This is a genomic window from Aeromicrobium fastidiosum (genome assembly GCF_017876595.1).
Classification (GTDB): domain Bacteria; phylum Actinomycetota; class Actinomycetes; order Propionibacteriales; family Nocardioidaceae; genus Aeromicrobium; species Aeromicrobium fastidiosum.
In genome coordinates, this window is sequence record NZ_JAGIOG010000001.1 from 2,574,998 (window position 1) to 2,600,987 (window position 25,990).

At 71.0% G+C, this 25,990-nt stretch carries 24 protein-coding genes; 19 read left to right on the plus strand and 5 right to left on the minus strand.

Annotated elements, in window-relative coordinates; translation table 11 throughout:
* The first annotated feature begins 53 nt into the window (after positions 1-53).
* The 7 genes from JOF40_RS12760 (at position 54) to JOF40_RS12790 (ending at position 7,254) form a co-directional block, all read left to right on the plus strand.
* The gene (locus tag JOF40_RS12760) at positions 54-1,028 is read left to right on the plus strand and encodes a methionine synthase (protein WP_129185862.1); all 975 of its coding nucleotides are present in this window, start codon (positions 54-56) and stop codon (positions 1,026-1,028) included.
* A 52-nt stretch (positions 1,029-1,080) separates the two neighbouring features.
* A complete protein-coding gene (gene ligA, locus JOF40_RS12765) occupies positions 1,081-3,201 on the plus strand; it encodes an NAD-dependent DNA ligase LigA (protein ID WP_129185863.1) in 2,121 nt (706 codons plus the stop codon).
* A 119-nt stretch (positions 3,202-3,320) separates the two neighbouring features.
* Positions 3,321-4,253 (plus strand): NAD-dependent epimerase/dehydratase family protein, encoded by a 933-nt coding sequence (locus JOF40_RS12770; protein WP_129185864.1) that lies wholly within the window; start codon positions 3,321-3,323, stop codon positions 4,251-4,253.
* A 51-nt stretch (positions 4,254-4,304) separates the two neighbouring features.
* A complete protein-coding gene (locus JOF40_RS12775; RefSeq protein ID WP_188111949.1) occupies positions 4,305-5,339 on the plus strand; it encodes a hypothetical protein in 1,035 nt (344 codons plus the stop codon).
* Between the two features lie 39 nt (positions 5,340-5,378).
* Positions 5,379-5,627 (plus strand): DUF1272 domain-containing protein, encoded by a 249-nt coding sequence (locus JOF40_RS12780; protein ID WP_129185865.1) that lies wholly within the window; start codon positions 5,379-5,381, stop codon positions 5,625-5,627.
* On the plus strand, positions 5,624-6,331 hold the full coding sequence (locus JOF40_RS12785) for a hypothetical protein (RefSeq protein WP_129185866.1): 708 nt from the start codon (positions 5,624-5,626) through the stop codon (positions 6,329-6,331). The genes JOF40_RS12780 and JOF40_RS12785 overlap by 4 nt, the downstream gene beginning before the upstream one ends.
* A gap of 98 nt (positions 6,332-6,429) precedes the next feature.
* Entirely contained in the window at positions 6,430-7,254 is an 825-nt protein-coding gene (locus JOF40_RS12790; protein ID WP_209674811.1) for a pseudouridine synthase, read from the plus strand.
* Here JOF40_RS12790 and JOF40_RS12795 read toward each other — a convergent pair.
* Positions 7,242-7,589: a YrdB family protein gene (locus tag JOF40_RS12795; protein WP_129185868.1), complete on the minus strand. Its 348-nt coding sequence runs from the start codon at positions 7,587-7,589 to the stop codon at positions 7,242-7,244. The two genes, JOF40_RS12790 and JOF40_RS12795, sit on opposite strands and share 13 nt — an antisense overlap.
* Before the next feature lie 32 nt (positions 7,590-7,621).
* On the opposite strand from JOF40_RS12795, the gene JOF40_RS12800 reads away from it, so the two are divergent.
* Positions 7,622-9,295 (plus strand): NAD(P)/FAD-dependent oxidoreductase, encoded by a 1,674-nt coding sequence (locus JOF40_RS12800; RefSeq protein ID WP_129185869.1) that lies wholly within the window; start codon positions 7,622-7,624, stop codon positions 9,293-9,295.
* Positions 9,296-9,371: 76 nt separating this feature from the next.
* On the opposite strand, the gene JOF40_RS12805 is transcribed toward JOF40_RS12800, so the two are convergent.
* Complete coding sequence (locus tag JOF40_RS12805) at positions 9,372-10,211, minus strand: alpha/beta fold hydrolase (RefSeq protein WP_129185870.1); 840 nt, start codon at positions 10,209-10,211, stop codon at positions 9,372-9,374.
* A gap of 125 nt (positions 10,212-10,336) precedes the next feature.
* Between JOF40_RS12805 and gatC the strand changes: the two genes are divergently transcribed.
* From gatC to gatB, 3 genes are read left to right on the plus strand one after another with little or no spacing between them, the layout of a single operon-like run.
* A complete protein-coding gene (gene gatC, locus JOF40_RS12810; protein ID WP_129185871.1) occupies positions 10,337-10,645 on the plus strand; it encodes an Asp-tRNA(Asn)/Glu-tRNA(Gln) amidotransferase subunit GatC in 309 nt (102 codons plus the stop codon).
* Positions 10,645-12,159 carry an Asp-tRNA(Asn)/Glu-tRNA(Gln) amidotransferase subunit GatA gene (gatA, locus tag JOF40_RS12815; RefSeq protein ID WP_129185872.1) on the plus strand — a complete coding sequence of 505 codons (1,515 nt, stop codon included), beginning with the start codon at positions 10,645-10,647 and terminating at the stop codon, positions 12,157-12,159. The genes gatC and gatA overlap by 1 nt, the downstream gene beginning before the upstream one ends.
* Entirely contained in the window at positions 12,156-13,652 is a 1,497-nt protein-coding gene (gene gatB, locus JOF40_RS12820) for an Asp-tRNA(Asn)/Glu-tRNA(Gln) amidotransferase subunit GatB (protein WP_129185873.1), read from the plus strand. Before gatA ends, gatB begins: the two co-directional genes overlap by 4 nt.
* A 93-nt stretch (positions 13,653-13,745) precedes the next feature.
* On the opposite strand, the gene JOF40_RS12825 is transcribed toward gatB, so the two are convergent.
* Positions 13,746-14,630, minus strand: a complete 885-nt coding sequence (locus JOF40_RS12825; protein ID WP_188111948.1) for an alpha/beta fold hydrolase — start codon at positions 14,628-14,630, stop codon at positions 13,746-13,748.
* A 94-nt stretch (positions 14,631-14,724) separates the two neighbouring features.
* Here JOF40_RS12825 and JOF40_RS12830 point away from each other — a divergent pair, with 94 nt between their 5' ends.
* Positions 14,725-16,059 (plus strand): glycosyltransferase family 87 protein, encoded by a 1,335-nt coding sequence (locus JOF40_RS12830; protein ID WP_188111947.1) that lies wholly within the window; start codon positions 14,725-14,727, stop codon positions 16,057-16,059.
* Positions 16,060-16,254: 195 nt separating this feature from the next.
* Here the strand turns inward: JOF40_RS12830 and JOF40_RS12835 are convergent, their stop codons facing one another.
* Complete coding sequence (locus JOF40_RS12835; RefSeq protein ID WP_209674585.1) at positions 16,255-17,103, minus strand: ATP-grasp domain-containing protein; 849 nt, start codon at positions 17,101-17,103, stop codon at positions 16,255-16,257.
* Between the two features lie 73 nt (positions 17,104-17,176).
* On the opposite strand from JOF40_RS12835, the gene JOF40_RS12840 reads away from it, so the two are divergent.
* The 6 genes from JOF40_RS12840 to JOF40_RS12865 all read left to right on the plus strand — a co-directional run bounded on the left by JOF40_RS12840 (position 17,177) and on the right by JOF40_RS12865 (position 23,457).
* Positions 17,177-17,827 (plus strand): SatD family protein, encoded by a 651-nt coding sequence (locus tag JOF40_RS12840; RefSeq protein WP_129185877.1) that lies wholly within the window; start codon positions 17,177-17,179, stop codon positions 17,825-17,827.
* On the plus strand, positions 17,824-18,486 hold the full coding sequence (locus JOF40_RS12845; protein WP_129185878.1) for a hypothetical protein: 663 nt from the start codon (positions 17,824-17,826) through the stop codon (positions 18,484-18,486). Before JOF40_RS12840 ends, JOF40_RS12845 begins: the two co-directional genes overlap by 4 nt.
* Before the next feature lie 47 nt (positions 18,487-18,533).
* The gene (gene ilvD, locus JOF40_RS12850) at positions 18,534-20,219 is read left to right on the plus strand and encodes a dihydroxy-acid dehydratase (RefSeq protein WP_129185879.1); all 1,686 of its coding nucleotides are present in this window, start codon (positions 18,534-18,536) and stop codon (positions 20,217-20,219) included.
* A gap of 160 nt (positions 20,220-20,379) precedes the next feature.
* Positions 20,380-21,309, plus strand: a complete 930-nt coding sequence (locus JOF40_RS12855; protein ID WP_129185880.1) for a hypothetical protein — start codon at positions 20,380-20,382, stop codon at positions 21,307-21,309.
* Positions 21,306-21,971 (plus strand): hypothetical protein, encoded by a 666-nt coding sequence (locus JOF40_RS12860; RefSeq protein WP_129185881.1) that lies wholly within the window; start codon positions 21,306-21,308, stop codon positions 21,969-21,971. Before JOF40_RS12855 ends, JOF40_RS12860 begins: the two co-directional genes overlap by 4 nt.
* A 43-nt stretch (positions 21,972-22,014) precedes the next feature.
* Complete coding sequence (locus JOF40_RS12865; protein ID WP_129185882.1) at positions 22,015-23,457, plus strand: SDR family NAD(P)-dependent oxidoreductase; 1,443 nt, start codon at positions 22,015-22,017, stop codon at positions 23,455-23,457.
* An 88-nt stretch (positions 23,458-23,545) separates the two neighbouring features.
* Here JOF40_RS12865 and JOF40_RS12870 read toward each other — a convergent pair whose 3' ends face one another.
* Positions 23,546-23,857, minus strand: a complete 312-nt coding sequence (locus JOF40_RS12870; RefSeq protein ID WP_129185883.1) for a hypothetical protein — start codon at positions 23,855-23,857, stop codon at positions 23,546-23,548.
* Between the two features lie 350 nt (positions 23,858-24,207).
* Here JOF40_RS12870 and JOF40_RS12875 point away from each other — a divergent pair, with 350 nt between their 5' ends.
* Positions 24,208-25,986, plus strand: coding sequence for an acetolactate synthase large subunit (locus JOF40_RS12875; RefSeq protein ID WP_245343136.1), 1,779 nt, complete (start codon positions 24,208-24,210; stop codon positions 25,984-25,986).
* Positions 25,987-25,990: the final 4 nt, after the last annotated feature.

A 25,990-nucleotide genomic window follows, 5' to 3' on the forward strand; every position in this document is an offset into this window, starting at 1 on the left:
GGCGGGTGGACGCTCACGCACCGCCTCACGAACCATCGACAGACAGGAACCGCATGGCGCTCGCCACCGGCATCGGCTCGATGCCCGGCACCGACTTCGCCGAGTCGATCCGCATCGTCCTCGACACGGTCGGCGGACTCCCGCACGTCCCGGAGCTGCCCGGTCGCGGAGTCCACGCCGGGATGATCGGCCGCACGCTGTCGCTGCTGTCGGGCCTCGAGGCCGATCTGCAGCCCGACGGGTGGCGGGTCGGCGTCGGCGAGGGCACGGACGTCCGGCGCGCCCGCTCGCTGCTGGCCCACGACCTCGACCTCGCGGAGGAGATCGCCGAGGGGCACACGGGTCCGGTCAAGATCCAGGTCACCGGCCCGCTCACGCTCGCTGCGACGGTCGAGCGTCCCCGCGGCGACAAGATGCTCGCCGACCACGGTGCCCGCCGAGAGATCAGCGAGTCGCTGGCCGAGGGCCTGCGTGACCACGTCGCCGACGTGCGCCGCCGGTTCGGACAGGCCGATCTGGTCGTGCAGGTGGACGAGCCTGCCATCGCGGCGGTTCTCGACGGCGGCATCCCGACCGCGAGCGGCTGGTCGCGTCATCGCAGCGTGCATCCGCCGGAGGCCGACGCGCTGCTGCGCAACGTCGTCGAGGCGATCGTCGCCGGGGGAGCGCGGCCGGTCGTCCACTCCTGCGCGCCCGACGTGCCGGTCGAGCTGCTCGCCGGAGCCGGGTTCACGGCGATCTCGTTCGACCTGTCGCTCGTGCGGCCCGACGACATCTGGGCCGAGACGTTCGAGCGGGGCGTCGACCTGTGGTTCGGGGTCGTGCCGTCGACCGACACCGCCGGAGTGTCCGACAAGGACCTCGTGGGCCGGGTGCGGACGTTCCTCGACCGCTTCGGCTTCGACGTCGACGAGCACGCCGACCGGCTGGTCATCACACCGACGTGCGGCCTCGCCGGTGCCTCCCCGCAGTGGGCCGGCCGGGCGCTCGAGCTGGCTGCTGCCGCCGCCGAGCGGCTCGAGGGCTGACCTCGGGCGTGCGCCGACCTGCGCTGTCCGTGCGCGGCGATAAAGTCGGGGCATGGCGACCGACGACGAGCTGAGGCAGCAGCACAAGATGCTGGCCGAGACGCTCACCGAGCACCGCGAGCGCTACTACGTCGACGACTCGCCGACGGTGTCCGACGCCGAGTACGACCAGCTCATGCGCGATCTCGAGGCCATCGAGGAGCAGCTTCCCGAGCTGCGAACCCCCGACTCGCCCACGCAGACCGTCGGCGGGCGCGCGTCGTCGTCGTTCGAGGCCTACGAGCACCGCGAACGGCTCATGAGCCTCGACAACGCCTTCTCCACCGACGAGCTCGAGGCCTGGCACGGGCGCCTGATCCGTGAGGGCGTCGACGACGCCGAGTTCCTGTGCGAGCTCAAGGTCGACGGGCTCGCGATCTCGCTGACCTACGAGGACGGCCGTCTGACCCGTGGGGTCACGCGCGGTGACGGCCGGGTGGGGGAGGACGTCACCAACAACGTCCGCACGATCAAGGTCATCCCGCACCAGCTGGCTGCGTCCGACGACTACCCTGTCCCGGCCTACGTCGAGGTGCGCGGCGAGGTGTTCTTCCCGGTGAAGGAGTTCGAGGAGTTCAACACCGCGTGGGCCGAGTCGGGCAAGACGCCGTTCTCCAACCCCCGCAACGCCGCCGCCGGCACGCTGCGCATGAAGGACGTCTCGGTCACCGCTGGCCGTCCGCTGTCGATGGTGTGCCACGGTCTCGGCTACCGCGAGGGATTCAGCCCAGAACGGCAGAGCGAGGCGTATGACGCGCTGAAGGCCTGGGGCCTTCCGACGAGCGACCGGGCCAAGGTCGTGCCCGACCTGAAGGGGGTCGAGGAGTTCATCGCCTACTACGGCGAGCACCGGCACGACGTGTCACACGAGATCGACGGTGTCGTGGTCAAGGTCGACCAGGTCGACCGCCAGCGCCGGCTCGGCTCGACGTCGCGGGCACCGCGCTGGGCCATCGCCTGGAAGTACCCACCCGAGGAGGTCAACACCCGACTGCTCGACATCCGGGTCAACGTGGGCCGCACGGGCCGCGTCACGCCCTACGGCGTCATGGAACCCATCAGGGTCGCGGGATCGACCGTCGAGATGGCGACGCTGCACAACCAGTACGAGGTCACCCGCAAGGGCGTCCTGATCGGCGACATGGTCGTGCTGCGCAAGGCCGGCGATGTCATCCCCGAGATCGTCGGTCCGGTCGTCGCCCTGCGCGACGGCACCGAGCGCGAGTTCGTCTTCCCGACCGACTGCCCCTCGTGCGGCACGCCGCTGGCACCGTCGCGCGAGGGCGACAAGGACATCCGCTGCCCCAATACGCGCTCGTGCCCCTCGCAGCTGCGCGAGCGGCTGACGCACGTGGGCGGTCGTGGTGCCTTCGACATCGAGGTCTTCGGCTGGGAGGGCGCCACGGCGCTGCTCGAGGCGGGCGTGCTGACCGACGAGGGCGGACTGTTCTCGCTGACGGCCGAGCAGCTGCTCACGGTGCCGCTCTACACCCGCGCCGCCAAGAAGAAGGAGGTCGAGGACGGTGCGGGCGACCGAGTGCTGAGCGCCAACGGACTGGCCCTGCTCGACAACCTCGAGAAGGCCAAGACGCAGCCGCTGTGGCGGGTGCTGGTCGCCCTGTCGATCCGCCACGTCGGGCCGACGGCCGCTCGTGCGCTGGCCACGCACTTCGGCACGATGCACGCGATCGAGCAGGTCATGACCGTCGACGACCCCGTGCAGACGCTGTCGGCCGTCGACGGCGTCGGCCCCACGATCGCCGAGGCCGTCGTCGAGTGGTTCGCGGTCGACTGGCATGCCGACATCGTCCGCCACTGGCGCGAGGCAGGGGTCGTGATGGCCGACGAGCGCGACGAGTCGGTCCCGCGCACCCTCGAGGGGCTGACGATCGTCGTCACGGGATCGCTCGAGCGGTTCACCCGCGACTCCGTCAAGGAGGCGATCATCGCCCGCGGCGGCAAGGCCTCGGGCTCGGTGTCCAAGAAGACCGACTTCGTCGTCGTCGGCGAGAACGCGGGGTCGAAGGCCGACAAGGCCGAGGAGCTCGGCCGGCCCATCCTCGACGAGGAGGGCTTCGAGAAGCTGCTGGCCGAGGGCCCGCCGCCTGCTCCCGACCCTGACGCAGAGTCCTGAGGTGACGCAGCAATCGGGGTTTGTCCGCGCCGGCGCGGACAAACCCCGATTCTCTGGTCCCGCCGGGCGGACGAAGTCAGCTTCGGTCCGGTCACCGGGGCGGTGGCACAGTGGGAAACATGACGTCATCACCGAGTCCTGACAGCTCCCGCCGCCCCACCGTCGTCGTCACCGGAGCCAACGGCTTCGTCGGCGGGCAGGTGTGCCGCGCTCTCGTCGAGCGGGGTTCGGTCGTTCGCGCCGTCGTGCGTCGTCCCGGCACCGCTCCGACGCATCCGGACGTCACGGAGACGGTCGGCGACTTCACGGACGCGTCGTTCGCGGCGCAGGTCGTCGACGGTGCCGATGCTGTCGTCACGACGGTCCACCCCATGGGATCGGACCGCGCCGCGCAGCACGAGATCGGCGTCGTCGGCACGTCCACGATCGCCCGAGCAGCGGCCGGCGCGGGAGTGCCCCTGCTGGTGCACGTGTCGACCGCGGCGGTCTACGACCGGTCGCCCGGCGTCGGGGACGTCAGCGAGACCTCGCCCCTGGTCGACGACGACGCCAACGACTACAGCCTCACCAAGCGCGACACCGACGCCGCCCTGGCGGCCGTGGACGGCATGACACGCGTGCTGGTGCGACCGCCGGCGATCCTCGGGCCGGGAGAGACCTCGGTCTGGAACACGCTGCGTCCCGCCGCGGTGCGCGACGACGAGGACGAGCGCCGCGCCCTCGCGGGCCAGTCGTTCCCGTGGGTGCACGTCACCGACCTCGCCGCGCTCATCGCCGACGTCGCGGTGGGCCGCATCGCGCTCTCCGACTCCGCGGCCACGGGCCCGGTCGAGGGGGCGTGCACCCCGGTCGACGTGGCGGCTCCAACGGCGCTCTACGCCGACTACCACCGGGTGGTCGCCGACGCCGTGGGTGTCGAACCGGTGTGGGACGAGTCCCCGGCGTGGACAGGACGCATCCCGGCCGACCGTGCGCGCGGATGGGGATGGTCGCCGGCCGTCACGCTGGACGCCGCGCTCGACGAGGTGAGGGCGGGCCTGACCGCGGGCTGATGATCGTCCCGATCGTGGTGCGGACGCTCGCGGTTGCCGTACGGTCGTCGTGTGCCCCCAGAGGATGTCGCGACGCTCGGTGACCTGCTGCTCGACGCCCAGGTCGCGTTCCACCTCGACCGGTTGACCGGCGACGAGCTCGAGGCGACCGTGACCCGGCTCGCCGGCTGGGCGCTCGAGGTCTCCGGGCAGCACCAGCTCGCCGACCTCGTCGACGCTGCCGCGGTCAAGGAGGTCGTCGGCCGGGCGCTGACCCAGGTGCCGTCCAGTCCGGCGGTGTCGGCATTCATCGACCTGGCGATCGAGCTCGTGCAGGCCGGCCCGCCGACGCCGTTCCCGTTGTCGGACGTCGTCGAGCGCGAGCACGTCGAGCGGGTGCTCGACGAGGCGCTGGGCCTGACCCCCGTGCTGGAGAGGGGGCTGGAGCGGCTGACGGCCAGCCCCCTCGTCGGCGCTACGGCGACCCGGTTCATGGGCCGCGTCGTCGGTGAGGCGCTCGCCGCCAACCAGGCCGTCGCCGACAAGGTGCCGGGGCTGGGATCGCTGCTGTCGATGGGCACCAAGGCCGCTGCCGGCGTGGTGGGCGCCGCCGACCGGCAGCTCGACGGCCTGCTCGCCGACACCGCCGGCAAGGGCGGCACGCTGGCCGTCCGCCGGCTCAACCGCATCATCGTCGACACGCTCAACGACGCGACGACCCGCGAGGCGGCCCTGCAGGTCTGGGACCTCGTCGCCGCCGAGCCCGTGCGTGGGCTCGGCGACCGGGCCGGGCGCGAGGAGCTGTCGGGAGTCGTCGACGCGACCCACGACCTGGTCGTTGCGGTCCTGGCGCACCCGCACGTCGTCGCGTTCGGCCACGCTGCCGTCGACGGATTCTTCGAGGCCTTCGGCGGCTACACGCCGCTGGAGCTGCTCGAACAGCTCGAGCTCGAACCGGCAGACCTCGTGGCCGACGCCGTCCGGTTCGCACCCGGGGTCGTCGAGGCGCTCGTGGAGTCGGGCGAGCTCGAGCAGCTGCTGCGGGCCGAGCTGGCCCCGTTCTACGCCTCCGATGCGGTGGCGCAGCTGCTCGCCGGTCGCGACTGACGTCCACATGAGCGCGGGGCCGACCGCCATACTGGTCGCATGCTGGAGATCCGCCCGAGCTGCGAGTGCTGCGACAGGGACCTTTCGCCGACGTCGACCGACGTGCTGATCTGCACCTACGAGTGCACGTGGTGCAGGCCCTGCGCCGACGACGTCCTGCACGGCACGTGCCCCAACTGCGGCGGCGAGCTGGTTCGTCGACCCGTGCCGTCCGCGTCGAGGCTCGCCAACGATCCGCCGTCGACCGTCCGCGTGTTCAATCCCGACTGTCGTCCGGTGACCGCATGACGACGGACGGGCACAGGTCCGACCGTGCGCTGCTCGAGGCGCTGCAGGAGCTGTTCGACGCCGACGACCCCGCGGACGGTATCGACCGTCACGACGGCTACGGCCGCGACTACCGCATCACCGGCGTGCGCCTCGTCCCGTCCGACGACGGCTTCGACGACCTCGAGGTCACGGTCGGTCACGGCAGCGAGGTGCTCGTGTCGCGGGTGCTGTTCGACCGCGCCTGGCGCGAGGCCAGCGGGCTCGTCGACGTCCGTTCGTGCGCCGCCTACGTGGTCGGTACCTGGCAGCACTGCCCGGGTGGCCAGGCGCGCACGGGAACGGCGCCGCGTCAGGCAGCAGCGGACACCGCCGGGCTGTGGAGGGGGCTCCAGGAGACGCTGGTCCGCGATCACGCGAGCGTCAACCAGCCCGGTCACGGCCGGACCGAGCTGGTCGAGGAGGACGGCGAGATCGTCACGATCCACCTCACCGCGCAGCAGTGGCGCGCCTTCGTCGACGACTGCGAGGCCGCCGCCGAGAGCGACTCGGGCGAGGACGCCTGGCGGGCCGGCGACGGGCTGTCCATCGCGCTGGGCGAGCTCGATGAGCTGATCGGCTCGCGGTGGGACGACGAGGAGCACATCGTGTTCTTCCGCGACCGGCTCTGGCTCTCGGTCCGCGCCGAGCTGCCGCCGGTGCGCAGCAGGATGTCACCGATCTAGTGCCGCCCCGCTCGCCGCTCCCGCCACGTCACGGTCTCGCCGCGGCGTGGTTGCGCACCCCCGACCGTGGTCTGCCTCGTCCCGGTGCCTGGCCGACGATGGGTGCGTGGCTGCGCGACCGGCTGCCCGAGCGGGTCGACATCGCGGCGATGCTCGCCGAACGCCGGTTCGTGCACGACGACCTCACGCCCGTGCGCGACGACGAGCCGTACACGCCGCACACCTTCGTCTGGTTCCACCGCGACCTGCCCCACGAGGTCGACGTGCCGGGCCGCATCCACGTCGTGCACCGCGACGAGCGGCTCGTCGTGGTCGACAAGCCGGCGTTCCTGTCGTCGATCCCGCGCGGTCAGCACGTGCGACAGAGCGTCGTCGTGCGACTGCGCGACGAGCTGGGCCTGCCCGAGCTGTCGCCGCTGCACCGGCTCGACCGCATCACGTCGGGGCTGCTGCTGCTGGCGACCGAGCGGCGGTGGCGGGGTCCGTACCAGTCGCTGTTCCAGGCAGGCACCGTGCGCAAGACGTACGGCGCGCTGGCCCCGGTGCGCGACGACCTCGAGCTGCCGACGACGGTCGCCGACCACATCGTCAAGCGTCGGGGGAGCTGGCAGGCCGAGGTCGTGCCCGGGGCGCCCGTCAACGCCGAGACGCTCGTCGAGCTGGAGTCGCAGGTCGATGGCGTCGGACGTTACCGCCTGACACCGCGGACCGGCCGCACCCACCAGCTGCGCATCCACCTCGCAGGCCTCGGCATCCCGATCGTCGACGATCCGCTCTACCCGACCGTGCAGGACGTCGCGGTCGATGACTTCAGCCGTCCGCTGCAGCTGCTGGCCCGCGAGGTCTCGTTCACAGATCCGGTCGACGGGACGCCGCGAACGTTCGAGAGCGTGCGGCAGCTGCCGCTGGGTCAGACGTCCTGACGCGACAGCGCGACGAAGACCCCTGAGGCGACGACCGCGAACACCAGCCCGGGCCACAGCAGACCCCCGGCGGCGCAGTAGAAGGCCGTCGTGACGAACAGCATGATCTGCGCGACGAGCCGGGTCGGCAGGTCGAGCCTGCGCGGCGACGTCGTGGCCATCCACTGCGCCCAGATGCCCACCGCGACCATCGCCAGGAATACGCCGACGGCCCAGCCGCGCCATCCGTCGACGAAGCCGTGGCCGGCCAGGACGAGGAGCACGACCATCGCGACCTCGCAGAGAAAGGCGACGGCGTCGAGCGGCCCGAGGTCCGTCGGCTTCTGTGGGGGCATGACACCACCCTAGGGACTGCTATTTTCACGCCATGACCGAGTCGCCGCGTCCGAAGCCCGTCATCCTGCTGGTCGCCACGGCGGAGAGCCGCGACGTGCTCGAGAACGAGTTCCGGGGTCGTTACGCGCGCGACTACGACGTCCGGACGCTGCTGGGGCCGGACGGCGTCCTCGAACCGGCGGGGGCGCTCGTCGCGGAGGGTCGACAGATCGCCCTCGTCGGGGTCGACCACGGCCTCGGCGAGGTGGCGCTGGGCCTCGTGGACGATCTGCGCAAGCTGTCGCCGAGCAGCCGGCGCATCGTGCTCGTGCCGTCGGGGACGTTCCAGCAGGCGCTGGAGGTGCTTCGCCCGGCGCTCGCAGTGGGCAGGCTCGACACCTATCTGCTGATCCCGCAGGGTCCGCGCGACGAGGAGTTCCACACCGCCATCACCGAGTACCTCTCGGAGTGGGCGACCTCGACGTCGACGCCCGAGGTGGCCGGGGTGCGCATCGTCGACGACGGGACCCAGCCCGCGGTGGCCGGCATCCGCGACTTCCTCGACCGGATGGGGGTGCCGTGGACGCGCTACCGCCCCGACAGCGCCGTCGCCGACGAGCTGTTCGCCGAGGTGGGGTCAGGCGCCGAGCTGCCGCTCGTGTCGGCGTTCGGCAGGCCGACCGTCGTCGGGGCGACCGATCGGCTCGTCGCGGCCGGGTTCTACGGCGCCCCGTCCGACCTCGGCGACGACTTCGTGGCCGATCTGCTGATCGTCGGTGCCGGCCCGGCCGGGCTCGCCGCAGCCGTCTACGGCGCGTCCGAGGGGCTGCGCACCGTGGTGCTCGATCCGGAGGCGGTCGGTGGGCAGGCCGGCACGAGCTCGATGATCCGCAACTACCTGGGGTTCCCGCGCGGCGTCTCCGGCATGCGCCTCGCCTTCCGGGCGCGCCTGCAGGCGACGCGGTTCGGCGCGCGGATCTTCACGGGGCGCGCGGTCGAGGGGCTCACGCTGGGCGACGTGCACGAGGTGTCGTACGACGAGGGGGTGCTGCAGACCCGATCGGTGCTGATCGCCTGCGGCGTCCGCTATCGCCGGCTCGGCGTCGACGGGCTCGAGGCGCTCGTGGGCATGGGCGTCTACTACGGCGCGGCGACGAGCGTGGCCCGCGAGATGGAGGGGCGGGACGTGTTCATCGTCGGCGGGGGCAACTCCGCGGGACAGGCTGCCCTGCACCTGGCCAGGTTCGCCCGGTCGGTGACGATCGTCGTGCGCCGGCCGACGCTCGCCGAGACGATGTCGGCCTACCTCGTCGACGAGATCGCGACGCACGACGACATCACGGTGCTCACGCGCGCGCAGGTCGTCGACGGTGGAGGCGACGGGCACCTGGAGCGGATCTCGCTGGCCGACCTCGACGCCGACGGCACCACGCGGACGGTGCCCGCCGACGGGCTGTTCCTCCTGCTGGGTGCCGAGCCCGGATGCGACTGGCTGCCCGACGAGGTGGTGCGCGATGCGCGCGGCTTCGTGCTCACGGGGCGCGACGTGCCGAAGGAGCTGTGGCGGGACGGCCTGCCGCCGGCACCGCTCGAGACGTCCGTGCCCGGGGTGTTCGCGGCCGGTGACATCCGTGCGGGGTCGATGAAGCGCGTCGCCTCGGCCAGTGGCGAGGGGGCGGGGGCCGTGTCGCAGGTTCACGCGCACCTCGCGGCCGCCCGGGACTGACACCCCGCTGGGCCTGACGTTTCTGCAGACACGCTGGCGGTGTGTCTGCGAGAACGTCAGGCCGAACCGCGAGGCGTCAGACGGAGCCCACGCGGCGCTCGATGATCTCGGCGAGCTCGACGGGGTTCTGGTCGGGGATCCAGTGCGTCGCCCCGCTCATCACCACGAGCTCGTAGGGGCCCGTGACGTACTGCGGCGTGAGATCGGCCCCGCGCCGCACCAGCGCCGTGTCGCCGTCGCTCCACACGTACGTCGTCGGCACCGAGACCTTGCGGCCGAAGGCTCCGGCCGACTTCGGGAGCGACCGGTAGTAGCCGAGGCCGCCGCGCAGGGCCCCGTCGGCGACGATCTCGGCACGAAAGGTCTCGATCATCCGGGTGTCCATGCCAGACGCCCGCAGGATCTTCTCGCCGAGCCCGCCGCGACGGCTGAGCATCCGTTCGGGAACGGCGGGCAGCTGGAACATCAGCATGTAGTACGACTTGAGCAGCTGCGAGCTGCTGACCATCGACTTCAGGAACGCGCCGGGGTGGGCCACCGACACCGCGGTCAGCGACCGGACGGAGTCGGGGTGGGACGCCGCGACGGCCCAGGCGACGGCCGAGCCCCAGTCGTGACCGACGACGTGAACAGGCGTGCGGATCTCGTCGACCAGCGCCTTGACATCGGCCACGAGCTCGTCGATCCCGTAGGCGAACCGCGACCTCGGACGGGCACCGGGGGAGTAGCCCCGCTGGTCGAGCGCGTACGTGCGCAGCCCGGCCGCGTGCAGGCGCTCGGACACCGCGGCCCACGACGTCGCGCGCTGGGGGAAGCCGTGCAGGAGGACCACGGGTATGCCGTCGAGGGGCCCGGTGTCGATGACGTCGAACGTCAGGCCGACGCGGCCGATGTGGGAGATGCGCTCGGTTGCCATGCACCGATCCTGTCAGAGAATGCCGTTATCCGGTGGGGCGTGATGCCCGGTGGGGCCGGGTACCCGCGGTCACTAGGATGGATCGGTACGCCCCCGCATCACACCCACGATCCCAAGGACCGCGCATGTCTGAGCCCGTCACGGGTATCTCGCGCGACGACGTCGTCCATCTGGCCGGCCTCGCCCGCATCGACCTCAGCGACGCTGAGCTCGACCACCTCGCCACCGAGCTGCCGGCGATCCTCGAGCACGTCGCGAGCGTCCAGGAGGTGGCCGGCGACGACGTCCCGGCCATGAGCCACCCCGTGCCGGTCGACAACGTCTTCCGCGAGGACGTCGTCCGTCCGAGCCTGTCGCCCGAGGACGCGCTCGCGGCCGCCCCGGCGTCCGACCAGCAGCGCTTCCTGGTGCCCAAGATCCTGGGGGAGAGCTGATGAGCACCGACCTGACCCGCAAGACCGCCGACGAGCTGGCCCGCTCGCTGTCGGCCAAGGAGGTCTCCTCGGTCGAGGTGACCCAGGCCCTGGTCGACCGCATCGGAGCCGTCGACGGAGCGATCCACGCCTTCCTGCACGTCGACGCCGAGGGTGCTCTCGCGACGGCCGCCGACATCGACGACCGTCGCGCCAAGGGCGAGCAGCTGTCGTACCTCGCGGGCGTGCCGATCGCCGTCAAGGACGTCCTGGCCACGCGCGGGATGCCCACGACGTGCGGCTCGAAGATCCTCGACGGCTGGATCCCGCCCTACGACGCCACGGTCACCGCCAAGATCAAGGCTGCGGGCCTGCCGATCCTGGGCAAGACCAACATGGACGAGTTCGCGATGGGCTCGTCGACCGAGCACTCCGCGTACGGTCCGACCCACAACCCCTGGGACACCACGCGCATCCCCGGTGGCTCCGGCGGTGGCTCGGCCGCTGCCGTCGCCGCGTTCGAGGCGCCGCTCGCGATCGGCACCGACACCGGCGGCTCGATCCGCCAGCCCGGAGCGCTCACCGGCACTGTCGGCGTCAAGCCGACGTACGGCGGGGTCAGCCGCTACGGCCTCGTCGCGATGGCCAGCAGCCTCGACCAGGCCGGCCCGGTCACCCGCACGGTGCTCGACGCCGCGCTGCTGCACGAGCTCATCGCGGGTCACGACCCCATGGACTCCACGAGCATCCCCGACGCCGTCCCGGCCGTCGTGGCCGCCGCACGTCGCGCCGACGTCAAGGGGCTCAAGATCGGCATCGTCCGCGAGCTCGGCGGCGAGGGCTTCCAGCCCGGCGTCGAGGCGCGTTTCACCGAGGCCGTCGAGCTGCTGACGTCCGCCGGTGCCGAGGTCGTCGAGGTCTCGATCCCGAGCATCTCGTACGCCCTGGGTGCCTACTACCTCGTGATGCCGAGCGAGGCGAGCAGCAACCTCGCCAAGTTCGACGCTATGCGCTACGGCGTCCGCGTGCCGCCTGCCGGCGTCGACGACCCCAGCGCCGAGCAGGTCATGGCGTCGAGCCGCGACGCGGGCTTCGGCAGCGAGGTCAAGCGCCGCATCATCCTCGGCACCTACGCGCTGTCGAGCGGCTACTACGACGCGTACTACGGATCGGCGCAGAAGGTCCGCACGATCCTGGCGCGCGACTTCGACGCCGCGTTCGCCGACGTCGACGTGCTGGTCTCGCCGACGTCGCCGACCACGGCCTACCCGCTGGGCGACAAGCTCGACGACCCGTTGGCGATGTACCTCGGCGACATCGCCACGATCCCGGCCAACCTCGTCGGCATCCCGGGCCTGTCGCTGCCGGTCGGCCTCGCTGCGGAGGACGGCCTCCCGGTCGGACTGCAGTTCCTGGCCCCGCAGAAGGCCGACGACCGCCTCTACAACGCGGCGGCCGCCCTCGAGCAGCTGCTCGAGCAGAAGTGGGGCGGCACGCTGCTGTCCCAGGCACCCGAGCTGGAGGCAACCCGATGACCGTCGAGACGCTCGTCCCCTTCGACGAGGCCCTGACCCGCTACGACCCCGTCATGGGCCTCGAGATCCACATCGAGCTCAACACCGCGACCAAGATGTTCTGCGGCTGCCCGACGGAGTTCGGTGCCGAGCCCAACACCCAGGTGTGCCCCGTGTGCCTCGCGCTGCCGGGCGCGCTGCCCGTCGTCAACGCCAAGGCCGTCGAGTCGGCGATCCGCATGGGCCTCGCGCTCAACTGCTCGATCGCCGAGTGGTGCCGCTTCGCGCGCAAGAACTACTTCTACCCCGACATGCCGAAGAACTTCCAGACGTCGCAGTACGACGAGCCCATCGCGTTCGACGGATACGTCGACGTCGAGGTGGACGGTGAGACGTTCCGTATCGACATCGAGCGTGCCCACATGGAGGAGGACACCGGCAAGGCGCTGCACGTCGGCGGCTCCACCGGACGCATCCACGGTGCCGACTTCTCGCTGGTCGACTACAACCGCGCCGGCATCCCGCTGATCGAGATCGTCACCCGCACGATCGAGGTGCCGCCCGAGAAGGCCCCCGCCGTCGCCCGTGCTTACGTCTCGTACGTCCGCGACCTCATCGGCGGCCTGGGCGTCTCCGACGTCCGGATGGACCAGGGATCGCTGCGCGCCGACGTCAACCTGTCGCTCAAGCCCAAGGGCTCGACGACCCTCGGCACCCGGTCGGAGACCAAGAACGTCAACTCGTTCCGGTCGGTCGAGCGCGCCGTTCGCTTCGAGATCTCGCGTCACGCGGGCATCCTCGACGCCGGTGGCAAGGTCGTGCAGGAGACCCGGCACTTCCAGGAGGACACCGGCACGACGTTGTCGGGCCGCGAGAAGTCCGACGCCGACGACTACCGCTACTTCCCGGAGCCCGATCTGGCCCCCGTCTCGCCGTCGCGCGAGTGGGTCGAGGAGCTGCGGGCCACGCTGCCCGAGCCGCCGGCCGTCCGCCGTGCGCGGCTGCAGGCCGACTGGGGCTTCTCCGATCTCGACATGCGCGACACGATCGGCGCGGGTGCGCTCGACCTGATCGTCGAGACGGTCGGGGCCGGCACGACGCCGCAGGCCGCCAAGAAGTGGTGGCTCGGAGAGATGGCGCGCCGCGCCAACGAGACCGGCCGCGACCTCGACGCGCTGGGCATCACGCCCGCGCAGGTCGCCGAGATCCAGGGCCTCATCGATGCCAAGCGCATCAACGACAAGCTCGCTCGCTCGGTCTTCGACGGCGTCATCGCGGGTGAGGGCACGCCCGAGGAGGTCGTGGTCGCCCGCAAGCTCGAGGTCGTCTCGGACGACGGTGCGCTGGGCGCAGCCGTCGACCGGGCCATCGAGGCCGATCCCGACGCCGCGGCCAAGATCCGCGCCGGCAACCAGGGAGTGGCCGGGGCGCTGATCGGTGCGGTCATGAAGGAGATGCGCGGTCAGGCCGATGCCGGCCGCGTGCGCGAGCTCATCCTCGAGAAGCTGTCGTAGACCCCCGCGGCGGCGGTGGATCTGCCACCGAAACGCGCGAGTTTCGGCGTCATTCGGTGGATGATCCACCGCCCACGGGTGGGCGCGGGTGGCTCAACCCACGCGGGCCAGCAGCTCCTTGAGCTCCTCGAGCACGACGTCGGGGAATTCGACGGGGATGAAGTGCGTGCCGTTGAGCTCGCGGTAGCGGGAGCCGCGGACTCGCTGCGAGGCGGTCAGCATCGCGGGCGCTCCCGTGAACACGTCCCACTTGCCGGCGACGAACGTCACCGGGATGTCGATGTCGCGCAGTGACACCCGGGCGTGCTCGGAGACGCTCAGTGCCAGCTTGGCGTACCAGGCGGGGTGGGTCGTGAAGAACTCCTGCAGCAGCGTTCGCAGCTCGGCGGTGTCGGCGGACGGGAAGATGATGTGCGTCTTGCGGACGACGTCGGTCGTGAGGTTGGTCCAGGGCAGCTTGCGGGTCACGGGTGCCAGCACGTGGCCGGTGACCGTGACCGACCGGGCGAGGGCGACCATCATCGCCCGGGCGACGAGCGGCGGCACGTGCAGCGGGGCGAGCATCGTCGAGAACGTGTTGCCGGGCACCCCGGCGACCGCGAGGATGCCGGAGACCCGCTCGGGGTGGCGGGTCGCCAGCTCGAAGGCGATCGTGACGCCGGTCGACCAGCTCGCGACAACCGTGGTCTCGAGCCCCGCGTCGTCCATGACGGCGAGGGCGTCCTCGATGAACGAGTCGAGGTCGACGCGGCCGTCGGCGGGGCGGGCGGATCCGCCGGTGCCGCGGTGATTCCAGCCGATGACGCGCACGCCGCTGCCCGCGCGCATGAGGGTCGGCCAGGCGTGCGGGTTGGTGCCGAGGCCGTTCGAGACCAGCACCGTCGGGCCGTCGCCATCGTTGGTCCAGGCGCGGATGCGCGTGCCGTCGGCGCTCGTGACGTCGTAGTAGCGCACGAGGGCCGCGGTGGGTGTGGTCACGCGCCGATTGTCCACGGGGAGGGCCGGTGCTGCAACGCCAGCCACATGTCGCGAACGCCCTCGCGTGCCCCACCTCATGACCGACAATGGGCCGGTGCGCCGCCTCGTCACCCGTCTCCGGTCGTCGTCGGCGGTCGCGGCGTCGGCCGTCGACCGGTTCGTCTCGCCGGAGCGGATGCTCCTCTACCCGGTTGCCCTGCTCATCGGCAGCGTGGTGGTGATGACGGCGGCCATCGCCCTCGGTGACATGCCGTTCATCGCCGGCGGGAACGTGGTGCTGCCCGACTTCCTGGCCCACTGGACCGGTGGCCGCATGCTGCTGGACGGCGACGCCGGAGTGCTCTACGACCCCTTCGCCCAGAAGGTGCTGCAGACCGACGAGCTGGGCGAAGGACCCCTCTCGTGGTTCGTCTCCCCGCCCTTCTCGGCCTATCTGTACGTCCCCTTCGCGATGCTGGACTACGGCACGGCCGCCCTCGCCTGGACGGTGCTCTCCGCAGCGTGCCTGGTGGCGGCCGGCCACCTCGTGCGTCCCTTCGCGCCTCGGCTGTTCCGCGACCACGCCCGAGGCGTCTACGTCGTGCTGCTCGCGACCCAGCCCGTGTTCGAGCTGCTGGGATCCGGCCAGGACACAGGGGCGTCGGTGCTGCTGTGGGTCGCCGGGATCAGGCTGCTGCTGGCGGGTCGCGACGTGCTCGGCGGCTCCGTCCTGGCCCTGGGACTGTTCAAGCCGCAGCTGTTCTTCGTCGTGCCGATCGTGCTCGTGGTGCAGGGCCGGTGGCGGGCGCTGGCCGCCTGGGCGGCGACCGCGGCGGCTCTGGCCCTGCTGTCCGTCCGAGCAGTCGGGGTCGATGGAGTCGTCGACTGGGCCCAGGTGCTGACGTCGGACACCTTCCACACCGTGGTCCAGGCCGCGCAGGCCTGGAAGATGCAGTCGCTGCCGGCTCTCGCGACCACACTGGGCCTTCCCTCGTCGACGAGCGGCGTCATCGCGGTCGCGGCCGTCCTCGTCGTCATCGGTCAGCTGTGGCGGGCGCGGTCACGTGGTGTGGCCGAGCTGCCGATGTGGATGCTCGCGATGACCGCGACAGTCGTCGCCTCGCCCCACCTGGTCGTCTACGACCTGGTCGTGGCCCTCGTGCCGATCCTGTGGATCGTGGAGCACATCGGGTCACGCACGACACGGCTCTCCTGCGTGGCGCTGTTCGTCCTCACCTGGACGATCCCGGTGCGTCATGTCATCGGTGGACCGTTCGAGGCAGCCTGGTCGGCGATCCCCCTGACGATCCTGTGGGTGGTGCTCGCCCGTTCGATCGGCGTCACCGGTCGAACGGTGCGCGGCCCTGCTCGACGCTGGCCCAGCAGGACCGCGTCCCAGTCACGTGTTCGCCCTGCGACACGTGGCTCAGCCGCCGGGGATGGGACGTAGCGCGAGGATCTCGGCGACGAGCGGGGCCGTCGCCGTCATGGGTCCAGCCGCGGATGCGCGTGCCGTCGCCGTCATGGGTCCAGCCGCGGATGCGCGTGCCGCCGGCGCTCGTCGGACCATCATGGCGTCGGGGGCGGTGCGCTGGCGTCCATGGTGAGATCGGAAGTCGACGCTGGCGCACCGCCTCGGGTGGGATCAGACCCGGGCGAGGATCGCGTCGACCAAGCGGTCCGCTCCGCCGCCGGACTGGGGCAGGAACAGGCTGGGCTCGGCCAGCTCGAGCTCGATCAGCAACGGCGACCCGTCGGTGGCCGTGACGAGGTCGACACGGGCGTATAGCGGCGGTTCGTCGAGCGAGAGCGCCTCGCAGGCCGCGGCGATGGCTCGCTGCGACACCTCGTGCTGGGCCTCGCTCGGCGACCGGGGCGTGATGCTCTCGCGGCTGTCCCGGTCCTGGCGGACGCCCTCGCCGCGCTCGAGCAGGGGCCCCTTGCGGATCGCGTGCGAGAACGTGCCGTTGAAGTGCAGCATCGCGGTCTCGCCCTCGTCGTCGACCGAGGCGATGTAGGGCTGGGTCATGGACGCCCTGCCGGCCGCGACGAGCGACGCGCTGTGCTCCCAGACCTCCTCGCGGGTGCCCCATCGCGCGGTGTCCTTGGATCCTGCCGAGATGGTCGGTTTGACGACCCACTCCGCGTGGTCGCCGAGGTCGTCCCCGGTAGCGACGTCCCACCGTGTCTCGATGATCGGGACGCCTGCCGCCTCGAGCTGCCGGAGGTAGACCTTGTCGGTGTTCCAGGTGAGGACGTCGGCGGTGTTGTGCAGGCGGGGCACCGAGGCGGCCCAGGCGAGGAACTCGTCGCGGCGGGCGAGGTAGTCCCAGCACGACCGCACGACGACGGCGTCGTACGAGGCCCAGTCGACCGTCGGGTCGTCCCAGACCACGACCTCGCCGCCGGTACCCCGGTCGGCCGCGGCCGCGGCCAGGAGCGGGAGGTCGGTGTCGTGGACGCGGCTGCCGGAGCTGGTGACGAAGGCGATCATGCTCAGCATGCTATCGAGTGAAGCTCGACACTTCACTCTTGCGTATTGAAGCAGGACGCTTCACTATAAAGAAATGAACCGTGACGCTTCATCTCTGTACGCCGTGATCGGCGACCTCGTGGGGTCCCGTGACCAGCCCTCGCGCGCCGAGGCCCAGCGGAGCCTGCAGGATGCCCTCGACACGGTCAACCAGCAGGTCGCGTCCGCCCTGCAGCCGCTCGAGCCGACGATCGGCGACGAGCTGCAGGGGGTGTACGCAGACCTCCACGACGCCCTGCTGGCGACGGTGCTGGTGCGACTGGCGCTGCCCGACACGATGGACTGCCGCTTCGGCATCGGGGTCGGGACGATCGAGATCGTCGGTACGTCCAACTACGGTCTGACGCAGGACGGCCCCGCTTGGTGGTCGGCGCGCACGGCGATCGACACCGCCAAGGACAAGAGCCGTCACCTGCCGGGGCTGCGCACCTGGATCGTGCGCGACGAGACGGAGGAACCCGACATGGCCAATGCCTACCTGCTGATGCGCGACGAGCTCGTCAGCGGCTTCGACGCCCGCCAGCGCCGCATCGCGCTCGGCGTGGTCCAGGGCCGGACGCGGACGCAGCTGGCCGAGCAGGAGGGCATCTCGGTCTCGGCGGTGTCGCAACGCCACCGCGCCGGCATCGGGGCGCTGATCGAGTCGATCGACCACCTGCCGATGCTCTCCGGCGGCCGGGCATGAGCGCCCTTGCCGTCCTGCTCGCAGCCGTCGGCATCGCCGACCTCGTGCGACGGTTCAAGATCGTGACGGCGCTCGTCGTGACCGTGGCGGGCCTGCTGCTGCTCGGCGGTGGCTGGCACACGATCTGGTTGACGCTCGTCATCGCCCTCGTGGTCGTCATCTGGGTCGACGCGGCGAGCCACGACTCATCGGCGGGGCTTACGGTGCTCGCGGTCGTGGCCGCGGCCCTCGTCGTCACCTCCGGATGGGTGTCGTTCGGCGAGGCGGCCCTCGACGACTGGTACGTCGACCTGCCGATCCCGCGGCTGGCCACAGTCCCGCTCGACCGGGCCGCGCTCGGGCTGGGCGTCGTGCTGTTCCTCACGACCGCCGCCAACGTCGTGGTGCGACGGGTCCTGGGTGCCACGGGTCCGCAGGTGCTGGCCCAGGGGGCCGACCTCAAGGGAGGACGCGTGCTGGGCCCGCTCGAGCGGTGGTTCGTGCTGGCCTGCGCACTGAGCGGCAACCTCGCCGCGATCGCGATCGTCGTCGCCGCCAAGGGCATCCTGCGGTTCCCCGAGATCTCGCGCGACAACACCGACGGCCTGAGGGCCGAGTACGTGCTGGTCGGCAGCTTCGTCAGCTGGGGCCTCGCGCTGCTGTTCGTCCCGCTCTTCTGAGCGGACTCGCAGACCGGCGACCGGGGCCACCGCGTAATCTGTGCACCATGCCCCCCGAGAACGAGATCGACATCAAGCCGCGCAGTCGCACCGTCACCGATGGCCTCGAGGCCACCGCGTCGCGAGGCATGCTGCGCGCGGTCGGCATGGGCGACGATGACTGGGTCAAGCCCCAGATCGGTGTCGCGTCCAGCTGGAACGAGATCACCCCCTGCAACCTGTCGCTCGACCGCCTGGCCAAGCGCGCCAAGGAAGGCGTGCACGCCGGCGGGGGATACCCGCTCGAGTTCGGCACGATCTCGGTGTCCGACGGCATCTCGATGGGCCACGAGGGCATGCACTTCTCGCTCGTGAGCCGTGAGGTCATCGCCGACTCCGTCGAGACCGTCATGATGGCCGAGCGCCTTGACGGCTCGGTGCTGCTGGCGGGATGCGACAAGAGCCTGCCCGGCATGCTGATGGCCGCCGCGCGGCTCGACCTCGCGAGCGTCTTCGTCTACGCCGGCTCGATCATGCCCGGCAACGTCGACGGCAAGGACGTCACGATCATCGACGCCTTCGAGGCCGTCGGCGCGTGCCTGGCCGGCAAGATGTCGCGTGAGCAGGTCGACAAGATCGAGCGCGCGATCTGCCCCGGCGAGGGAGCCTGCGGCGGCATGTACACCGCCAACACCATGGCATCGGCCGCCGAGGCGCTCGGCATGAGCCTGCCCGGCTCGTCCGCGCCGCCCGCGATCGACAGCCGCCGCGACGAGTACGCCATCGCCTCGGGCGAGGCCGTGGTCGAGCTGCTGCGCCAGGGCATCACGGCCCGCGACATCCTCACCAAGAAGGCCTTCGAGAACGCCATCACGGTCGTCATGGCGCTGGGCGGCTCGACCAACGCCGTGCTGCACCTGCTGGCGATCGCCCGCGAGGCCGAGGTCGACCTGACGCTCGCCGACTTCAGCCGCATCGGCGACAAGGTGCCGCACCTCGGCGATCTCAAGCCGTTCGGCCGCTACGTCATGAACGACGTCGACAAGGTCGGCGGCATTCCCGTCATCATGAAGGCGCTGCTCGACGCCGGCCTGATGCACGGCGACTGCCTGACGGTGACGGGCAAGACCATGGCCGAGAACCTCGCGCACATCGAGCAGCGCATCGACGGCGACGTCATCCGCGCGATCGACAAGCCGATCCACAAGACCGGTGGCCTCACGATCCTGCACGGCACGCTGGCCCCCGAGGGTGCCGTCGTCAAGAGCGCGGGCTTCGACTCCGACGTGTTCACGGGCACCGCGCGGGTCTTCGACGGCGAGCGCAAGGCGATGGACGCGCTGGAGGCCGGCACGATCGTGGCCGGCGACGTCGTGGTCATCCGCTACGAGGGCCCCAAGGGCGGCCCCGGCATGCGCGAGATGCTGGCCATCACGGGCGCCATCAAGGGAGCAGGCCTCGGCAAGGACGTCCTGCTCATGACCGACGGACGCTTCTCCGGCGGCACGACGGGCCTGTGCGTCGGTCACGTCGCGCCCGAGGCCGTCGACGGCGGTCCGATCGCGTTCGTCCAGGACGGCGACCAGATCACCCTCGACGTGGCCAACAAGCGCCTCGACGTCGCGGTCGACGCCGACGAGCTCGAGGCCCGCAAGGTCGGCTGGGAGCCGCTGCCGCCCAAGTACACCAAGGGCGTGCTCGCCAAGTACCGCAAGCTCGTCAGCTCGGCCGCCGACGGTGCCGTCTGCGGCTGATCTGACACTCCACCGGTGGCGTTGACCGCCGCCGCGACAACCCGGAGGCGATGATGGGTATGCCCGCCGCGGAGGTCCGCGCGACCTGCCGCGCCGCGCTCACGTCGGAGAACCTCCCCGCTCCGGGGGTTGATCTCGAGGCTCTGCGGTGGCGACAACGGTGAGGTGGCTACGCCGGTGGGTGCGCCGCCGTCCGGCCGACTCCGCCGTGGACGTGGTGCGGGACTTCTTCGCGCGACGTCAGCCGGTCGGCCTGATCCTGCCGGACGGCCGGTCCTACGACGACGGTGCCACGCTCCACGCCGTGACGGGTGACTTCCGCGGGCTCACGATCGAGCTGGACACCGGTCGCTCGGTGGTCGTGACCGGTGACGCCACGATCCGCGAGGTCGGCGGACGTCTGGTGATCCGCGACTTCGACGTCGCCACATTCGGCCGTGAAGGCGGCGGCGTCCACACCGTCCGCGAGGGAGCGATCGAGATCGGCAGCGCGGGCCCGGCGCGGATGACTCGCACGCTGACCGTCGCAGACGTCCGCGCGGCCGTCGCCGCGTCCGACCGCCCGGGCCGGCACGTGCGGATTGGTGACGACGACGGTCGCCTGCCCGGCGACGACACATCGGTCCTGCTCCATCGTCCTGACGACACCTGGTTCACGGCGTACGCCGAACGGGGCACCTACTACGACCTGCGGGTCTTCGAGGACGAGGACGCGGCCTGCCGCGACTTCCTCGAGATGATCGGCCAGCTGTCCGCCGCGGTCGTCCGCGCCTTCTTCGGGCGGTGGAGCAGCGTCTACGTGCTGATGCCGGACGGATGGCTCGGAAGGCCCTACGACAGCTGGTACGAGCTCGAGTCGGTGACCGACGACAGGATTGAGCTCACGATCGCCTTCGCGGGCGGCCTGTCCCTCACCGTTCCGCATGCTGCGACGGTGCGTGACGTGGGGGAGAGCCTGCTGATCACCGACTTCGACAGCGCGATGCTGCGCGGCGGTGGGTTCGGGACGAGGAGATATCGTCCAGGGGTGATCGAGCTCATGGCAGTCAGCCCCGGCGTGCTCCCCGTCGGCCACCACGGTCCACGATGAGCGCAGTGTTCGCGACCAGGTGGGACTTCCTGTTCGCCACCGTGCTGATCGGCGTCGACCGGACGACCGGCGTGTTCTCGGGTGCCGAGCCGGCACCCGGCCAGCAGGTGGTCGCGGTGTGGACGAGCGCCGGGATCGCCGAGCAGGCGCTGCACGTCGAGTCGTGGGAGCTCAAGCCGATCCTGGTGCGCGACCTCCTGAGGCTGCTGCCCGACGGCATCGGCGTCCAGGTCGACCCCGAGACCACGACGGGCATGACGGCGTCGCCGGCCTACGTGGCCGGTCTGAAGCCGTTCACGGCAGCCTTCCCGGTCGACGTGGCCGTGCGGGTCACGACGTGGGACGAGATCCCCGCCGGTGCCGCCGCCTCAGTCGTCCAGTCTGCCGAGATCGCGGGGGTCACCGCGCTGCCGGCCTTCATGTACACCGTCGACGACAGCCCGCCGATCGGCTGCCTCGCGTGGGACGCCGGTGACGACGTCGACCGCTCCGTCGTCAGCAGGTCGCTGGAGAGCGCGCTGCTCACGGCGGCGTCTCCTGCGGCCCTCGGCGTCGCGACGGTCCGCGTCCTTCCGTTGGCCGAGGTCCCCCCTGAGGTGCGGTCGGCCGTCGGCGGGAACGACCTGGTCGGCCGCCGCCGTCGGCGTCTCTGGCGGCGCTGAGCCCGCGGCCGGGCGCAGGTGAGCGGTCGGCGACAATGGAGCAATGCCATCCCCACGTCCCGCGTCCTTCACCGAGGACGAGCTCGCGACCGCGCTGAAGGTGCTGGGCGAGGCCCAGTTCCTCGAGGACGAGGACGCGGCCTACGTGGCCCTGCGCCACGCGTGCGGCAAGTTCTACAAGGACGTCAAGAAGCAGCGCCGCCTGGCCAAGCGCGCCGAGGTGGCCGCCGCCGACCGCGCCGTCGTAGCCACGACCGCCACAGGCTCGCCGACCCGCATCGACGACGAGACCGAGGGCATCCCGCTGGTCTCGAATGCTGCCGGAGCGTCCGCTGGGACGCTGCTGGTGCCGAGGCCCTGCTACATCTGCAAGCAGAAGTACACCGTCGTCGACGCCTTCTACCACCAGCTCTGCCCCGACTGCGCGGCCCTCAACCGGTCGAAGCGCGACGCCCGCACCGACCTGACCGGCAAGCGCGCCCTCCTGACGGGCGGTCGCGCCAAGATCGGCATGTACATCGCGCTGCGGCTGCTGCGCGACGGAGCCCACACGACCATCACGACCCGGTTCCCCCACGACGCCGTGAGGCGGTTCACCGCGATGCACGACAGCGCCGACTGGATCCACCGCCTGCGCATCGTCGGCATCGACCTGCGCGACCCGGCGCAGGTCGTGGGCCTCGCCGACTCGGTCGCCGCCCAGGGACCGCTCGACATCCTGATCAACAACGCGGCCCAGACCGTGCGCCGCACGCCGGGCGCATACGCCCCGCTGGCCGAGGCAGAGTCGGCACCGCTGCCCGACGGCCCGCTGCCCGAGCTGCTGACGTTCGGCCACACCAGCGACGCCCACCCGGCAGCTCTCGTCGGCTCGGTGTCGGCCCACCCCGTGCTGGCAGGCGACGCCTACACCGCCGAGGAACTCACGTCGCTGGCGCTGGCCGCGGGCTCGGCCGATCTCGAGCGCATCGACGCCGGGGGACTCGTGCCCGACACCGTCGACGTCAACAGCTGGACGCAGCGGGTGCACGAGGTCGACGCCCTCGAGCTGCTCGAGGTGCAGCTGTGCAACACCACCGCGCCGTTCATCCTGGTCAGCCGGCTGCGACCGTCGATGGCCGCGGCCGACGCGCGCCGCACGTACGTCGTCAACGTGTCGGCGATGGAGGGCCAGTTCAGCCGTCGCTACAAGGGACCGGGCCACCCGCACACCAACATGGCGAAGGCGGCGCTCAACATGCTGACCCGCACGAGCGCGGGGGAGATGCTTGCCGAGGACGGCATCCTGATGACCGCCGTCGACACGGGCTGGATCACCGACGAGCGTCCCCACCCCACCAAGGTGCGGCTGGCCGAAGAGGGCTTCAAGGCACCGCTCGACCTCGTCGACGGCGCGGCACGCGTGTACGACCCGATCATCCGCGGTGAGGCGGGCGAGGACGTCCACGGCGTCTTCCTGAAGGACTACGTCGCGTCGCCCTGGTGACGGTGGACGACCGACGGACGACTGACGACGCACGAGGGCCCGGCGAAGACGTGCTTCGCCGGGCCCTCGTGGAGCTACGGGGTGTTGATCAGCTGGGCGTGACGCACTTGGCGAATTCCTTGGTCAGGCTCGTGAGGGCCTTCTCGTCGTCCTTGCTGCCCTTGTAGTCGTCGTCGCTGTCGACGATCGCCTTGAGCGTCTTGTCCGAGACGTCGGAGTCGACGAGCACGCCGGCGACGCAGTCGGCGGACTTCTCGGGGATGGCCGAGCCGAAGACGCTGTCCTTGCTCGTGATCGCGGTCTTGACCTCGGCCTTGGTGGGCCGGTCGCCGCCGCCGCCACAGGCGGACGTGAGGGCGAGTGCTGCGACGACGAACGCCGCGCTCAAGGTCTTCTTCATGTGGGTTCCCCTAGGTAGATGGGTGCCTGCGTCGTGCAGGTCAGGACTCCATCTCACCGCATCGACCCGGGATGAGGCCAATCGGGGGCGTCGTCAGGGGTCGTGGCGTCCACATGGTGGTACGTCCTGTCTCGCGGCTTGATATTTGTCGTGGGGCCGATCATGCTGGATGCATGCATGCGCACCTGCTCGTAGTACGTGACTGACGCGACGTCCACCAGACATCGCGTCGCCCTCGATCGCACCCAGTGAACGCTTCTGGGGCCGAGGGCTTTTTTTATGGCCACACGCCGAGAAGGTGCCGGGCACGCCCGGCCTAGGATGAACCGAACAGTTAGGTACCGACACTCATGACAGAGCAGATCTCCGAGCAGCTGACCGGGGCGCAGAGCCTCGTGCGGGCGCTGGAGCATGCCGGCGTGGACACGATCTTCGGCATCCCGGGCGGCGCGATCCTCCCGGCCTACGACCCCTTGTTCGACTCCGAGCAGATCCGCCACATCCTGGTGCGGCACGAGCAGGGTGCCGGCCACGCCGCACAGGGCTACGCGATGGTCACCGGACGGGTCGGCGTGTGCATGGCGACCTCCGGCCCGGGTGCCACCAACCTCGTCACCGCGATCGCCGACGCCTTCATGGACTCGGTCCCGATCGTCGCCATCACGGGCCAGGTCGCGACGCACCTGATCGGCACGGACGGCTTCCAGGAGGCCGACATCCGCGGCATCACGATGCCGATCACCAAGCACAGCTACCTCGTGACCGACGCCGCCGACATCCCGCGCGTCATCGCCGAGGCGTTCCACATCGCCGGCACGGGGCGTCCCGGCCCGGTGCTGGTCGACATCGCCAAGGACGCGCTGCAGGCGTCCACGACCTTCGACTGGCCGACCGAGCTGGCGCTGCCGGGCTACCGTCCGACGACGCGTCCGCACGGCAAGCAGGTGCGCGAGGCCGCGCGGCTCATCGCCGCCGCCGAGCGTCCCGTGCTGTACGTCGGCGGAGGCGTCATCAAGGCCGAGGCGGCCGCTGAGCTCAAGATGCTCGCCGAGCTGACGCAGATCCCCGTCGTCACGACGCTCATGGCCCGTGGTGCGTTCCCCGACTCGCACGAGCTGCACCTGGGCATGCCGGGCATGCACGGAACCGTCGCAGCCGTGACGGCCCTGCAGCGCAGCGACCTGCTGATCTCGTTGGGTGCGCGGTTCGACGACCGCGTCACCGGCAAGCTGTCGACCTTCGCGCCGCTGGCCAAGATCATCCACGCCGACATCGACCCTGCCGAGATCTCCAAGAACCGCACCGCCGACGTCCCGATCGTGGGCGACTGCCGCGAGGTCATCGCCGAGCTCATCGGCACGCTGCGCAAGCAGGCCGACGACGACGGCGTCGAGGGCGACTACGCCGCGTGGCGCGAGCAGGTGCTGGGCATCAAGGCCAGGTTCCCGGTCGGCTACGACAAGCCCGCCGAGGGCCTGGCACCGCAGACCGTCATCGAGCGCCTCAGCGCGATCGCGGGTCCCGAGGCCACCTACGTGGCCGGTGTCGGCCAGCACCAGATGTGGGCCGCGCACTACGTCGACTACGAGCGTCCCCGCCAGTGGCTCAACTCCGGTGGCGCGGGCACGATGGGCTACTCCGTCCCGGCCGCCATGGGTGCCCAGGTGGGTCTGCCCGGCTCGGTCGTGTGGGCCATCGACGGTGACGGCTGCTTCCAGATGACCAACCAGGAGCTCGCGACGTGCGCGCTCGAGGGCATCCCGATCAAGGTCGCGGTCATCAACAACTCCTCGCTCGGCATGGTCCGCCAGTGGCAGACCCTGCTGTACGAGGGCCGCTACTCCAACACCGACCTCAACACGGGCCCGGAGTCGATCGGCGCACGCCGCATCCCCGACTTCGTCAAGCTCGCCGACGCCTACGGCTGCGTCGGGCTGCGCTGCGACAACGAGGCCGATCTCGACGCGACGATCGAGAAGGCCATGGCGATCACCGACCGCCCGGTCGTGATCGACTTCGTGGTCGAGCGCGACGCCATGGTGTGGCCCATGGTCCACGGCGGCGCCAGCAACGACGACATCCAGATCGCGCGCGACCTGGCCCCCAACTGGGACGACGAGGACATCTAGTGAA